This is a genomic window from Aneurinibacillus aneurinilyticus ATCC 12856 (genome assembly GCF_000466385.1).
Taxonomy (GTDB): Bacteria; Bacillota; Bacilli; order Aneurinibacillales; family Aneurinibacillaceae; genus Aneurinibacillus; species Aneurinibacillus aneurinilyticus.
The window spans coordinates 1,852-14,927 of sequence record NZ_KE952739.1; the positions used below are offsets into that span (position 1 = coordinate 1,852).

Annotated in this window: 16 protein-coding genes; 10 read left to right on the top strand and 6 right to left on the bottom strand. The window is 39.6% G+C overall.

The window, feature by feature from the left end; translation table 11 throughout:
• Positions 1-522 (bottom strand): GerAB/ArcD/ProY family transporter (locus HMPREF0083_RS07245; protein ID WP_021620532.1); only part of this gene is annotated, 522 nt, incomplete at its 3' end.
• 159 nt (positions 523-681) lie between these two features.
• On the opposite strand from HMPREF0083_RS07245, the gene HMPREF0083_RS30110 reads away from it, so the two are divergent.
• Positions 682-792 (top strand): WGxxGxxG family protein, encoded by a 111-nt coding sequence (locus HMPREF0083_RS30110; protein ID WP_167331548.1) that lies wholly within the window; start codon positions 682-684, stop codon positions 790-792.
• Between the two features lie 680 nt (positions 793-1,472).
• Positions 1,473-2,165: a DUF421 domain-containing protein gene (locus HMPREF0083_RS07250; protein WP_021620535.1), complete on the top strand. Its 693-nt coding sequence runs from the start codon at positions 1,473-1,475 to the stop codon at positions 2,163-2,165.
• Between the two features lie 167 nt (positions 2,166-2,332).
• Here HMPREF0083_RS07250 and HMPREF0083_RS07255 read toward each other — a convergent pair whose 3' ends face one another.
• Entirely contained in the window at positions 2,333-2,995 is a 663-nt protein-coding gene (locus HMPREF0083_RS07255; RefSeq protein WP_021620536.1) for a TetR/AcrR family transcriptional regulator, read from the bottom strand.
• Positions 2,996-4,005: 1,010 nt separating this feature from the next.
• Here HMPREF0083_RS07255 and HMPREF0083_RS07265 point away from each other — a divergent pair.
• The 3 genes from HMPREF0083_RS07265 to HMPREF0083_RS07270 all read left to right on the top strand — a co-directional run bounded on the left by HMPREF0083_RS07265 (position 4,006) and on the right by HMPREF0083_RS07270 (position 5,895).
• A complete protein-coding gene (locus HMPREF0083_RS07265) occupies positions 4,006-4,575 on the top strand; it encodes a DL-endopeptidase inhibitor IseA family protein (RefSeq protein WP_021620538.1) in 570 nt (189 codons plus the stop codon).
• A 445-nt stretch (positions 4,576-5,020) separates the two neighbouring features.
• Positions 5,021-5,245: an FAD-dependent oxidoreductase gene (locus tag HMPREF0083_RS27055; RefSeq protein ID WP_412674517.1), complete on the top strand. Its 225-nt coding sequence runs from the start codon at positions 5,021-5,023 to the stop codon at positions 5,243-5,245.
• Between the two features lie 146 nt (positions 5,246-5,391).
• Positions 5,392-5,895, top strand: a complete 504-nt coding sequence (locus HMPREF0083_RS07270; protein ID WP_040301867.1) for a hypothetical protein — start codon at positions 5,392-5,394, stop codon at positions 5,893-5,895.
• A 1,223-nt stretch (positions 5,896-7,118) separates the two neighbouring features.
• Here HMPREF0083_RS07270 and HMPREF0083_RS07280 read toward each other — a convergent pair.
• Positions 7,119-7,439, bottom strand: coding sequence for an NHLP leader peptide family RiPP precursor (locus HMPREF0083_RS07280; protein ID WP_021620543.1), 321 nt, complete (start codon positions 7,437-7,439; stop codon positions 7,119-7,121).
• Between the two features lie 332 nt (positions 7,440-7,771).
• On the bottom strand, positions 7,772-8,131 hold the full coding sequence (locus HMPREF0083_RS29710) for a sigma 54-interacting transcriptional regulator (protein WP_040301868.1): 360 nt from the start codon (positions 8,129-8,131) through the stop codon (positions 7,772-7,774).
• A gap of 32 nt (positions 8,132-8,163) precedes the next feature.
• Between HMPREF0083_RS29710 and HMPREF0083_RS30115 the strand changes: the two genes are divergently transcribed.
• The 5 genes from HMPREF0083_RS30115 to HMPREF0083_RS27920 all read left to right on the top strand — a co-directional run bounded on the left by HMPREF0083_RS30115 (position 8,164) and on the right by HMPREF0083_RS27920 (position 11,657).
• A complete protein-coding gene (locus tag HMPREF0083_RS30115; protein ID WP_148315911.1) occupies positions 8,164-8,322 on the top strand; it encodes a hypothetical protein in 159 nt (52 codons plus the stop codon).
• Positions 8,323-8,655: 333 nt separating this feature from the next.
• On the top strand, positions 8,656-8,910 hold the full coding sequence (locus HMPREF0083_RS07290) for a hypothetical protein (RefSeq protein ID WP_040301870.1): 255 nt from the start codon (positions 8,656-8,658) through the stop codon (positions 8,908-8,910).
• A 487-nt stretch (positions 8,911-9,397) separates the two neighbouring features.
• Entirely contained in the window at positions 9,398-9,925 is a 528-nt protein-coding gene (locus HMPREF0083_RS07295) for a PAS domain-containing protein (protein WP_021620547.1), read from the top strand.
• A gap of 59 nt (positions 9,926-9,984) precedes the next feature.
• Positions 9,985-11,406, top strand: coding sequence for an amidase (locus HMPREF0083_RS07300; protein ID WP_245191322.1), 1,422 nt, complete (start codon positions 9,985-9,987; stop codon positions 11,404-11,406).
• An 83-nt stretch (positions 11,407-11,489) separates the two neighbouring features.
• Positions 11,490-11,657 (top strand): Z-ring associated ZapG family protein, encoded by a 168-nt coding sequence (locus tag HMPREF0083_RS27920; RefSeq protein ID WP_155847226.1) that lies wholly within the window; start codon positions 11,490-11,492, stop codon positions 11,655-11,657.
• A gap of 104 nt (positions 11,658-11,761) precedes the next feature.
• Here the strand turns inward: HMPREF0083_RS27920 and cspD are convergent, their stop codons facing one another.
• Positions 11,762-11,959 carry a cold-shock protein CspD gene (gene cspD / locus HMPREF0083_RS07305; protein WP_040301872.1) on the bottom strand — a complete coding sequence of 66 codons (198 nt, stop codon included), beginning with the start codon at positions 11,957-11,959 and terminating at the stop codon, positions 11,762-11,764.
• A gap of 278 nt (positions 11,960-12,237) precedes the next feature.
• On the bottom strand, positions 12,238-12,678 hold the full coding sequence (locus tag HMPREF0083_RS07310) for a hypothetical protein (RefSeq protein WP_040301874.1): 441 nt from the start codon (positions 12,676-12,678) through the stop codon (positions 12,238-12,240).
• Between the last annotated feature and the right edge of the window lie 398 nt (positions 12,679-13,076).

Sequence of the window (13,076 nt, forward strand, 5' to 3'; positions counted from 1 at the left end):
CAGCATAAAAATGAATTCGGCATCTTTTAAGGGTACCAATAATAAAATAGGGAGCCAAAGTGTAAAGAAAAAGACAAACTCCGCATATCGCGCAAAAATTCGTATGCCACTACGGAGAACCATATACGTTGGGATCATAAAGAAAATAGCTAACAGACCGCTGGATGTATTAGGTAAAATAAATAATTTGATCAATCTTAATACTTCATAAAAAACAATCATGGCAATAAATAAGGAACTGCACATCAAGATGATAATCCATGCCCCTCCAAACCATTTTCCCAGGTAATGTGTGAGCACATCATATATAGTGGCCCCTGGATGTTTTGCCATAACACCAATTATGCATAAACTCACGATTGTAGCAATCATCCACCCGACAACAATGGAAATCCATCCATCCGTAGTTGCCATTTTTGCTAATTCTGAAGGGAGGGTTAAGATACTTGTTCCTATCTGTGTTACATTAACGCCAAGAATATATTGTAACAGCGTAATTCCGTTTCTTCGTGGTTTGTTCATGTATGATTCCCGCTTTATTTGTGTTATCTGTCGTTTTTGTATCCATTATTATGTGGAACTGGGTATACAGTTATTCACTGGATATAAAACCCATTTAACAGAAATATTGGAGTGGGTGTTGGAGGGAGAGTGACGTGAAAATGATATAATTTTGGTGCGCTGTTTGATAATTATCGAACTACGGCTACAAATGCTAATAGAGGCGGCAATTGGGGATGGATAGGGCTATTAGGATTGGTAGGTCTGGCTTATGGAAAGCTTTTTGTCTAAACAGAAAAAAATTTATAGCAGTCACTCCCAGGAGTGGCTTTTTTATTGTCCACTCTCGTCATTACTTATCCAAAAAAGTACTGCTGTTTCGGAATTTGACGACAAGTATTAGTCATATAAAATAGACTCTTGATACATAATAAAATTGGAAAATAAATCAAGGGGGAATCCAGATGAAAACTAGAGTTATATTGCCTAATCCGAAAAGCAACTGGGAAGTATGTGTGCAGCGCTATTGGGAAAAGCAAAAAGAAAAATGGGAACGTAAAAAGAAGCGGAAATAAAAAGGAGAATTGTTCTATCGCACCTGTTGATTATCCATATACTGGAGCAAGTATGGTGCACGCGTCGGCGTGTTCCTTCGTTCTTAGCGCCACACGCTCCACATAGAAAAACAAAGAGGGCGCACGCCGTATGCATCACTCTTTTCTATCCATCCTTGTTGTTCTATATAGAATTCACTTGACGTAATAACAAAGGTTAGGTGATTTGAGGTAGGAAAATTGGAAAAAGAAGAGGACGGATTCATCCTGCGCCCCGACAGAAAAAAGATTGACGTGTTTTTGTCTAATTTCTGACTTTATCCTTTTTTCGTACTTCACACCACTGTATATAGGGGAGCGGTTTTCTTGTAAACGCCTGGGGAAAAAGAAGCTGTAAAATTACCAGGAAGGATAGGGATGAATGTGCTGGAAACTCTCGGACGAACTACATTAGCTTTTTTCATATTACTTGTTATGACACGCGTTTTAGGAAAAAAGCAAGTTAGTGAGCTTACATTCTTCAATTATGTAACAGGAATTACGTTTGGTTCAATTGCAGCTGTGATGGCGATGGACAGAAGCATTCCTATTGTCGAAGGTATAGTAAGCTTGATGATTTGGACAGTATTAACATTTCTTATAGGCTACATTGGATTAAAGTCGCCAAGAGCACGTGTTCTATTAGATGGCGAACCAACTATCGTGGTAAAAAAGGGGAAAGTTTTGGAAGGAGCCATGCGAGATGCACACTACAACATGGATGATTTAAGTATGATGCTGCGGGAAAAGGGCGTTTTTTCCGTTCAGGAAATAGAGTACGCTATTCTAGAGCCTGATGGACAATTGTCTATTCTGAAGAAGCCAGAGCATCAAACGCCTACAAACAAGGGGATAAATATTGCTGCACAACCATTAATATATGTACCAACGGAGTTAATTGTAGATGGGGAAGTTGTACATAAAAATCTTAAAGACTTAAACTTAAGTGTGGCATGGTTAGATGAGCAGGTACAGAAAGCCGGAGTCAGCTCACATGAAGAGGTGTTTTATGCTGAGCTACAAAGTGATGGTACTGTATACGTGGATAAAAGGAATGATTTGTTACATTAGTCACCCTTCGGAGTGGCTTTTTATTTTGCCTTGGAGGTAGGAGATTCGGAAAAAAGAAGAAGGTGGATGCGCCCTGCGATCCGGCAGAAGAAAGGCCAACGTGTCTTTTTCCGGCCGCCCACCGTCCTTCCCAGAGAAGAGAAAATCCTCTGAAGAATTTTCCCGAATTATTCATTGCTGTTTTTATTTCTTCTACCTGTATTTCCGCTGTCAAACATCTTCATCATGTACATAAGACTTCCGCTTTCGACACCGAGCAACCTTTCTATGTTGAAAACAAACGCCTGTATACGTGAAGCACGCTCCTCATTCGTCATATTAACCATATCATCATCAAAAATGGTATTCGTATATGCTACAGCCATTTCCATGCATTCATACGGATACGGCGTACTGAATAGTCCTTGTTCAATGCCCTCACGGATTATTTCCGTCAGTATCGGTGGAACGCTGTTGATTATGACCTTTTGTATTTTCTGATGCATAAGCGCGTTCTGAGGCTTGTGAATATGCTCAATAATTTCCTTGCCGTTTCCGTCATTTATGTTCAGTGCCATTACAACGCGGATAATACGCTCATTTATGGGTATGCTCTTATCTGCAGCAATTTCCTTTGCTGCTCCTAAAAGGAGGACCGTATACCGCTCAATCAGTGCATCCATAATATTCTCCTTCGACTTGAAGTGATAATACAGCGTTCCTCGTGCAATTCCGACCTTTTCGAGAATATCGTTTGTACTTGTACCATCAAAGCCCTTCTGACCGAAAAGCTCATCAGCCGCATCAAGTATTTCGTTCCTGCGCTCCTCGGCTTTTTTTATAACTCTCATTTTTACAACTCCTTTATATAAACCGACTGCCTGTCTATTTATGCTACTATATTAGCATACTGTTGATTTAAAATAAAGTTCGATTAAAATCTTTATCATTAACCAACTATTATCAATCTTTATTATAAATCTACATGCTACTATATTCCCATTCCCTTCCATTAATAAGATGAATAGTGCGGGAGTGAGCTGGCCCGAAGCCGTGTCTATGTACAAGGATAATTTGTTACTACGTCAAGTGATTTCTATATAGGAAGGTAAAAAGTGGATGAAAAGGATAAGTAGAATGAAAGAAATGCGTAGCGTAAATACATTATCTATGTTGAAGGAAATGGGGAGATTTTACTACCTTAAGAGATAAAAGAAATACATTAATAGTGCAAGGGAACGTTATTCTATTTGTCAGTAGAAAACCTAAAGCTTTGAATAAGGGTATTTACCTAACACCTGTCCATATGTATCCACATAGTATGAAGTGTAAGTAAATCAATCATATATGGAGGGATGAACGTATGGGATTCTGTAGTGAAGGAATGGAAATTGGGGTTATTCTTGTTCTGTTTATTCTCTTGGTCATTATTGCGTGCGCATGCAATTAGTACAGGGAACAGACTTCTGAAAGCTGGATGACAGGCTGAAAAACCCGGCCTCCGATTGTGCCGGGTTTTTGGTTTCAATTTATTTAGAATGCTTTGGTAGGGTTTTTGATAGAGTTGGCGTACTAAATTCCGTTCTTCTCTATTAAACATTGCTATAGCCTATTTTTGGTTTTTAAAAATTGCTGAATTGGTTTGCTGTATACAGTTTTTAATTGATTGAGTGTAATTTTTTTGTCCTTGAGCGGAAAATAGATAGAGGTAACTTTTTCCGACCGTTCCCGCCCATCGCCCTTCCTTCTTTTCTTACCCCTCACCGCAAACATGTGTCGATTTATTAAATCAGATGTATATAGAAACATTTTCCTTTAGTTTTTCGTTTATAAGGGTAGAAAGTCAAAGGAGGATGTAAACATGAAAAAACAAATGCTAATTGGTTGTTTAGTGTTGTCTTGTGGTTTTCTTTCTGTTAACCCTGTTATTGCAGAACCAGTTACAGCAGCCGTTAAAAAACAAGCTGCAAGTCCTACACAAATAAAAAAAATAGATGAGAAGAACATCATTTCGTTACTTGTAGAAGCAGAAAACCGATATTTTTACACTTTGGGTGGTGGCAAAGGAAAAACAGAAGTATTCAATATAAAAGATTCTCAGTATCGCTATCTTTCTTCTGATATTGGGACAAGAAAAAAGCTGCTTGATTATTTAATGAAGGCATTCACAAAAGAAGCAAGTGAAACATATATAAAAGAGCGTTTTATTGAGTACAAAGGGAGAATGGCACAAGTAAATGCGGATAAAGGAAACATTCTGGAATTTAATAAAGCTACAGCAAAATTGATTAAAGGCTCTTCAACAATGAAGGAATATCAATTATCTATCCCTTATCCTGAGCATCAATCAAAACCGGAAATTAAAACGATAAAGGTAAAAAAAGTAAATGGTGTATGGCGAATTGCCACATCTCCAGAAAAGCTCTTCTAAAAAACATTAGTAGTTTATCACATAGCCGCCCCTCGAAGCGGCTTTTTATCATTTTTTGAACAAGTCCTAATCCCAAAATAAATAAAATATCGAAGTCATTTTTCGTGCTACGGAATATACCGTGAAGTAAAAAGGCCGACACAGGGTCGGCAATGAAAAGAAGGTTGTTTGTGAAACAATCACGCCCTTAATATACCATATTTAGTTAAAAAAGTAAATAAAGAAAGTGAATGAAGTGAGGAAGGGGAAGAATGTAAGAACAATAAAAAACCTTGATTGGGAGCAAAATTGAGCTAATTTTTTATGTTCATGTCACAAAACAAATCTGTATGTCGTTATATGTGCAAACCAGCTAGGAGGAGTGGATTTGTATGAAAGAACGAACATGCATCATAATTGGAGGCGGATACGCCGGACTTAATGCTATAAACGCCATTAGAAAAGCATGTATGGGACGCCGTTGCGTATTATTCTAATTGACAAGCAACCTTATCATCTTAGAAAGGTGTTCTTATGTGTTTGGACATTTGGTCTACTGCCGAATCCGACACTCCGTAGTTTTGGATTGCCACTCACGCCTGATGGCCGGATCATTGTGGATGCAAGCTACCGTGTCAAAGGAGCTGCGGGTGTTTACAGTATCGGGGACTGTGCACATATTACTTTTTAACCCTAAAATTGGACGGTAGACAACTATGCAAGACGTTACAAAATCGGACAACTTTTCATATTATATAGCAAAAAGAGGGAGGGAAAAGCTTTTGACTAGAAGGTTTTGTGTTTCTCCGTCCTATTATAAGGGTATGAACAATTTTCATGTACGCAAGCCTCACGATAGCAGCTGTTCAGACAACTGTTGTAGAGACAAAAATAATCATTGTCATGATGAATCATGTAAATGTCATGATAAAGCATATGACTGTCGCGAGAGATCATGTAAATGTCATGATAAGGCATATGATTGCCATGAGAGATCGTGTAAATGCCATGATAAGGCATATGACCGTCGCGAGAGATCGTGTAAATGCCATGATAAGGCATATGACTATCACGAGAGGTCATGTAAATGTCATGATAAGGCATATGACTATCACGAGAGGTCATGTAAATGCCATGATAAGGCATATGACTGTCGCGAGAGATCGTGTAAATGCCATGATAAGGCATATGACCGTCGCGAGAGATCGTGTAAATGCCATGATAAGGCATATGACTGCCATGAGAGATCATGCAAATGTCATGATAAGTCGTCTCATCTATACTCATCATGTCGACCATCTTCGTATAAATATTATTCATTCGATTTTGATGATTAATTAACCATCTTATTTTAACAGGCAACGGGAAAGCAGGGAAGATTAGCGAATCATATTTGAAACTTTCTTGCTTAAAAAGGTAAAGTTTATTGTCCTGGTATATACATCTGATTGGATACATCGACACATGCTTGTGGTAGGAGGTAAGGAAAAAAGGAAGGGAGGTGGACGGGAGCGGTCGGAAAAAGACACGCTGGCCTTTCTTCTGCCAGGGCGCAGGGCACATCCACCCTGTTCTTTTTTCCGAATCTCCTCCTTCCAGCCACACTCCTCTGCCAAAATATCAAGTGTAATTTATATAGATACTGAAAAAAACAGCTGAAATCCCTTGAGGTTTCAGCTGTTTTCAATTTTTCGATATTTTCATTTGAAAGCATTTTGCAAACCTTAACGTGGTTTTATCCCTAATTTTTTTAAAGCTATATCAAAATTTCGAGCTAAGCTTTCTTACATATCCGGAAGCACATAAGGGTAGGAGTTCAATGAAATGCTAATATTTGTATGGCCTAACCGTTTTGTTAAACCACTGGATGTTACCACATTGTTCACAAGTCAGCGTTTCTGCTGAGCGATTAGCAAAATCAAGGTTCAATAAGGTCATAAAGGCGGTGTTTAACTGGGCGTATCCATGCTGAAATCGATCGTGCTTACAGTGGGGACACGTGACAACGATGCCATATACCTCATATCGGCCAGGACCCAGTGATTCTTTGAGATTTTTAGCAAATAAACGAAAAAAGCTTTTTCGATTTGACATTGATATAAGCTCCTTTGGATTAACTATGTATTTGTAATACGAAATTGGCAGATAAAGGTTTCGGAGGCACAAGATTAATAAAAAAGGCCGGCATAGGCCGGCAATTGACGCTTGAAGGTGAAATCTCAACAATGGGATACTACTAGTATATTCTGATAGATGGAAAATGCGAAAGAAAAGAGGACAAACGGGCAAAAAAAGGGCCGACCTGGGTCGGCAAGAAAAAGAACCTAGGGGGATTCTTTCTATATAAACTACCACATTTAGAAATTATTTCATCTAGGTAAAAAAGAGGAATTTACGAGAAGAGAATATGCTCAGATAACGAATAGGTGTATTGAGTATTCTCGACATCTTTTTGTAGTGGGAGGTAGAGGGAAAAATCAGAGGTGGGAAAAGCATGCTCGCCCTTTTTACTAGGGCGTCCCTGTTCTCTTTTCCCTTCTCCTATTACAAGGATTATCGTTTGTTTATTTGCGACTGCTGTAGTATTGATCTTTGCTGCTATATAATATAAACGAGCTAAACGAAGTACCACCGGCTACGTTTTGAAGCTCGGCTTCATCCAACTCATGCTCAGTCGCTTTCAAGTCTGGAAGAACGACAGTTAAATGTGCACCGGCATTGTCAACAACGTGGAGCTTGAATCCCTCTGGTATTTCTAAGCCTGTTAATTGTTTAACGGCCCTTGATGGATTCTCTAATGCTAGCTTGCGAAATTTTGCATCAATAGTAGCCTTTTCCTGAAACTGTTTTACTGCCTCATTTAATTTTTCCATATTCCAATCCATATTTATGTTCCTCCTCTTATTGTTTGAACTTTACATCTTTACAATAATAATGAGGAGTAAATAAAACTGTAACTTAAATTACAATCATGCAATTTTTAAATAAGTGTAAGGAGCAATCCGCGTTTATTTTTTCGGAAAGAAGAAATTCAGGAGTTGTTGGGGCTAGCTTAGCATGTAAATACGAGAGAAGAATTGCTCATTTTCTTATCATATTTCTAAGTATCCTTGTTTTTTTGAATCCCCAATTTTTCGATACGTCGTAGCAATGTGGCGTGCGGAATGTGGAGAATAGTGGCTGCTTGTCGTAAACTTTTTGTTTCTTGCAGTACACGCTAGATGATTTGTTTTTCAAAAGCAGCGACCTGAAGACGGGAGTACAAGTCCTCCCGAAACTGCCCTTCTTCTTTTGCTCCCGTAAAAGCACCACCCTCATATCCGAACAGTTCAGATTCAGCTAGTGCATCGGGGATGGCCCCGCAATTTATCTTTACGAACGGCATCATAGAACGCGGACTTGCTTCATGAATCAATGTAGCGATTTTTTCTTTTCCTGTACCGGTTTCCCCCTCGATAAGCACAGTAGATGGATACTGGGCAACGCGAAGGATCATTTGGAGCGTACGAGAAAAGTTAGGGTTTTTCGAATGAATATCTATAGATGAAGTAGAGGAATGTGAAAAAGAAAGAAACATAAAGTCCTCCTATCTGTTCATTTGTACCAATAATGAATAGTGTTGAAGCTCTCTTAGCCAATAAGGTGTTCACCGATTTTTTGGGCTCTCGTTTTATTGATCACTATGCAGCATTACGTCTGCATGAATTTGAGCGCTATGAATGTACGATAAGCGACTGGGAGCGCAAGGAGTATTTCCATTTATTTTAGTCTGCAAAAGGAGGATATTTAGATGTATCGAGTAAGCAGGGAGAATCTTATTTATGCGATGTCGCTGGGGAAGATTTGGATAGAGCGGCCGATCAGGCTCATTTGAAATTTCAACTCCGCTTTGGCAGGCGATTATAAATACGCCGGACCGGTTCCCTGTCGTAGGGAACGCCTAGAATATTTGAACAGATATGAATCTTGAAAAGCGATTCTTGAATGTATTCCTGAATGGCTTAAGTACGAAAATTGTCGAACGGTTAACTATTTATTATTACTAATATTTAAAATATAATATTGTTGGATATAGGAAAAATATGACTGGAGGTGGATGGATTGGTTACGTCTCGAGAATATAGGTTAGGTGTATTGAGAGGTATTTATGTAAGACATCTACAAAGTCGAAGTAAAACAATGAGTATACTTGTAAAGACCAGAACAGAACTATTGGCTTATACATATTTGGCTAAACGTGGATTTATAAGCATGGAACAGGAAGATGCTACTTCATCACGATTTAATGTAAGTTTACTTCATGCAGGAATTGACTACATAGAGAGTATGGAAGTAAAGCAGGGGATAACTGTATAAGCAATTGTTTATCGTCATTGTTGAAAGCGGTTGCGTGGTGAATGACAGAAGCCGTCTCTTGGAGGAGAACGGCTTTTTGTGTACTTTAAAAATAGCATAATACAGTGAGAATTTTCAGCAATATTGTTATTATTATTCATTATATATACATCTGAGTTGATAAATCGACATGTTTTTGTGGTGGAAGGTAAGAAAAGAAGGAAGGGCGGTGGGTGGTCGGAAAAACACATGCTGGCCTTTCTTCTGCCGGAGCGCAGGGCGCATCCAACCCTTTCTTTTTCCTAATCTCTTACTTCCAACCACGCTCCCCTGTCGAAATATCAAGTGTAAGCCTTTCATAAGAATCCTAATAGGCAGGGAGTTTGCGTTGCTTGGGGTAGGAATAGCAGAAAAAGCATCACACGGTTAGTAAAAGGAAGCTCTATGCAATCTTCCTGGTGAATAATGATATGAGCATAATAATGACGAACGATGAAGGAGAGACCATATGGATAATACACTTTGGGAATCTTCCTATTTTCCCCTATTTGATTCGATTTCATTGGGAATTATTTTACTAGATCATGATGAACGGATTCTTCATATGAATCGTTTTGCTTCTCAACAGCTACGTTTTACATCGGAAGAGGGAACTCCGCTTTCTTTGGGTGATGTTTTTTCTTTTCTGTCTATAAACCAATCAGGATGGATAGAAGATAACTTCCATTTTGTTTATGATGTCATTTATGTTTCCGATGCAGATGGGATTACGCTGCGCGTAAGCTCGGCATGTGAAGCCTTATGGGGATATAGGGAAGAAGATTTAGTAGGAAAGAGTACATATGAGTTAGAGAAGGAGGGGGGCTTTTATCCATCGATTACCCGTCTTGTACTGGAAAGGCAAGAGCAGGTGTCCATGATACAGACGACAAAGACAGGCCGTCGGTTAAAAGTCGTAGGTACGCCTATAAAGGATAAGGAGAATCGGGAACTGGAAAGGAGCAACCCGATTTTAGAAAAATCGATAATCCAGTAATCATATGGCCTATTTTTATGACTAAGATTGCTATATAAAATAGTGAGAGGAGAATGTATGTGATAAATTCGGATATTTTGCAGTTGGATATTTATAATCTATCATGCAAAATTCGTAATAAAGAAATCTCACCGGTTGAAATTGTCAAGCAGCTTTTAAAACGAATTGAAGAAATAAATCCTTCCATTCAAGCGTTTATAACTGTTGCTTCTGAGGAAGCGATTGCTTCCGCCAAAAAAGCGGAAACAGAAATAGGAAGGGGAGAGTGGAAAGGCTACCTTCACGGTGTTCCGATTGGACTAAAGGACTTAATTTATACGAAGGGCATAAGAACGACTATGGGGTCGAAAATATATCATCATTTTGTTCCGGACTTTGATGCAACGGTTGTTCAGAAGCTAAAAAATGCGGGAGCCATTCTTATTGGAAAACTCAATACACATGAGTTTGCTTATGGGCCTACCGGAGACGTTTCTTTTTTCGGGCCGGCTCGAAATCCGTATAACACCAATCATATGTCCGGCGGATCAAGCAGTGGATCTGGAGTGGCGGTTGCTTCCGCGCTTTGTTTCGGCGCGCTGGGAACAGATACCGGCGGCTCGATCAGAATTCCTTCCTCGGCCTGTGGGATTGTAGGAATGAAGCCGACGTTTGGTAGGGTTAGTAAACATGGTGTATATCCGTTAGGTTACACTCTGGATCATGTCGGACCGATGACGAGAACGATAAAAGATAACGCTCTTCTATTAAATGTTTTAGCGGGGTACGATCCACAAGATCCATACTCGCGTAAAAGCGAGAACGAGGATTTTTCCCGTTATATTGGAGACAGTGTGAAGGGAAGGGTAATCGGAGTGCCTTCCAGCTTTTATTTTGATTGTCTTGAGGATGAAGTAAGGGAGAGGATGAAGGAAGCGGTAGCTATGTTTCAAGAAATGGGGGCACAGTGTAAGCCGGTTGATATTCCCATCCTTTCCCGCACCTCATGGGCACAGCTAAAAACACTGCAGAGCGAAGCATACGATGTCCACGAAGAACATCTTAAACAAGAGAGTGGGAACTTTCATCCGGAAGTACTTGAGCGCCTGAGGTTAAGCGCGGAAGCAAAGGGACATGAATATGTGCAGGCACAAACAATTCGCAGGCAAGCTTTGGAATCGTTTGAGAAGATTTTTGAACATGTGGACGTGCTGGTAACCCCAACGCTTCCTATTCTGCCTCCGAAAATCGGCCAGAGAGAAATCAAGATACAAGGACAGACAGAGCAGGTTCGTGCAGCTTTGCTTCGTTTAACCGGACCAACCAATTTAACAGGGCTTCCAAGCTTGTCTGTACCATGTGGTTTTTCGGCCACAGGTTTGCCAATTGGCATGCAATTAATCAGCCGACCTTTGAATGAAGCAATTTTATATCAATTCGGTGCTGCCTTTGAGGATGAAGCCGGAATTCCCTCTTTAAAGTGGAAAATTGAAACGGCATAGAAGGATAGACAAGAGTCCAGCAATTTCCTTCCTATATTTTACTGAAATGATGTGTTAAGGTAATAATAACTGGAGGGATGGAGATGGAGATATATCTTTGGGCGGCAATGTTTTATATTGTTGTTTTTATCGGTATTATCTCGATTGTTGGTATGGTCGTCAACCGTTCTGCTCAAGGAACACACGAAAGAATTGATCAATTACAGCAGCAGGTGAGAAAGCTGGAGGAAGAACTAAAGAAAAAAAGCTGAGAAAGTATTACTATCGGATGAAAGCATATAGTGCCTTTTTATCCATTAAAAAAGATGCCGACATATAGATGCCGGCATCTTGAGCTTGTAAGTGAGCTGTTATCCTACAGCTTTACAACGTTTGCAGCTTGAGGTCCGCGGTTTCCTTCAACGATGTCGAATTGTACCTGTTGTCCCTCTTCTAAGGATTTAAATCCATCACCAGTGATAGCGGAGAAATGTACGAATACATCGTCGCCGTCTTCTCTTTCGATAAATCCAAAACCTTTTTCTGCGTTAAACCATTTTACTGTACCGTTCATGTAAGAACCTCCAAATAATTTAATCAATATGCAACTTCTATTTGCCATAAAAATAAAATTCACATATTATTACGGACAATATATTGAAAATACAATCCCTAATAACATGTGAATTATACGTTTCAATATTTGTAACCTATTCATAGTATAGCATCGTTTTTAAAAAATAATACCATTTTAAAGAAAATAAAAAGCTTGACATACCATTTCGTATAAAGTAAATGACCGTGAAGATTGCACGTACTGGGACGAGGGTGCCTAAATTGAAGAAACGCCGCCTATGTTTTCGTTCTGGAGAAAAAACGTCGAAAATATTTGTATACCATAAATAATACAAGAGCCCAAAATAGCAAGCCTATAAAGGAAAAGCCGAACCCGTAAGCTCCGCTAAACGGGTGTAGAATGCTTCCGAAAAGTGCGCCCAGACCAAACGCCCATAGTCCGCGTCCTATACCAGAAGAAGGGGTTGGCCGTGTGACGGGAGCTTCATATCTGGAACGATACCCTTCGTCCGCCGGTCTTCGAGGGGTGATACCGACTCCGCCGCGTCCCCCTCTACCGCCTTTTGTTATTTCGGCTTGTGAATCAATTGTGGATTGGGGTTGTACGCTATTGTTATGTTGTTCAGTTTGATGAGGCATGGAAGATGTTGGGTATGAAGTTAAAAATGGCACGGTTATGGTGCATGCTGCAAGAAGTAAAAGTATCGGCTTTCTCATTAATATATCTCCTGTTTTTGAAATTCCAATCGCTATAGTCATCCCCAAAACGTGAGATGCTATTCATCTATATAAGTTACACTTGATATTTTGACATGATCACGTGGTTAGAAGTAGGAAATTTGGAAAAAAGAAGAGGTTGGATGCGCCCTGCGCCCCAGCAGAAGAAAGGCCAGTGTGTCTTTTTCTAGTCCCTGTTCCCAGTATCCTTCCGACGGGCTAGAGGAAGCCGCTAACAAAAGAAAGAATGAGTAGATGCATAGCAGTAAAAAAGAGAAACGGCGGGAGCTACAGTTTTGCTTCCGCCGTTTTCCTGTTTTTATTAAGGGATTGAAATTGCTTATGATTTAGTTTTCATTTGATTTCAAGGGTGTTGATTATCCAGTATAATCCAGAGT

Bases quoted from the DNA above. Each gene is read 5' to 3' on its own strand.
- cspD (WP_040301872.1), bottom strand. From the start codon at position 11,959: ATGAACGGTACAGTAAAATGGTTTAACGCAGAAAAAGGTTTTGGATTT.
- HMPREF0083_RS27920 (WP_155847226.1), top strand. From the start codon at position 11,490: ATGGAGATATATCTTTGGGCGGCAATGTTTTATATTGTTGTTTTTATC.
- HMPREF0083_RS07250 (WP_021620535.1), top strand. From the start codon at position 1,473: ATGAATGTGCTGGAAACTCTCGGACGAACTACATTAGCTTTTTTCATA.
- HMPREF0083_RS07265 (WP_021620538.1), top strand. From the start codon at position 4,006: ATGAAAAAACAAATGCTAATTGGTTGTTTAGTGTTGTCTTGTGGTTTT.
- HMPREF0083_RS30115 (WP_148315911.1), top strand. From the start codon at position 8,164: ATGAATAGTGTTGAAGCTCTCTTAGCCAATAAGGTGTTCACCGATTTT.
- HMPREF0083_RS07255 (WP_021620536.1), bottom strand. From the start codon at position 2,995: ATGAGAGTTATAAAAAAAGCCGAGGAGCGCAGGAACGAAATACTTGAT.
- HMPREF0083_RS29710 (WP_040301868.1), bottom strand. From the start codon at position 8,131: ATGTTTCTTTCTTTTTCACATTCCTCTACTTCATCTATAGATATTCAT.
- HMPREF0083_RS07280 (WP_021620543.1), bottom strand. From the start codon at position 7,439: ATGGATTGGAATATGGAAAAATTAAATGAGGCAGTAAAACAGTTTCAG.
- HMPREF0083_RS07310 (WP_040301874.1), bottom strand. From the start codon at position 12,678: ATGAGAAAGCCGATACTTTTACTTCTTGCAGCATGCACCATAACCGTG.
- HMPREF0083_RS07295 (WP_021620547.1), top strand. From the start codon at position 9,398: ATGGATAATACACTTTGGGAATCTTCCTATTTTCCCCTATTTGATTCG.
- HMPREF0083_RS07270 (WP_040301867.1), top strand. From the start codon at position 5,392: ATGTACGCAAGCCTCACGATAGCAGCTGTTCAGACAACTGTTGTAGAG.
- HMPREF0083_RS27055 (WP_412674517.1), top strand. From the start codon at position 5,021: ATGTATGGGACGCCGTTGCGTATTATTCTAATTGACAAGCAACCTTAT.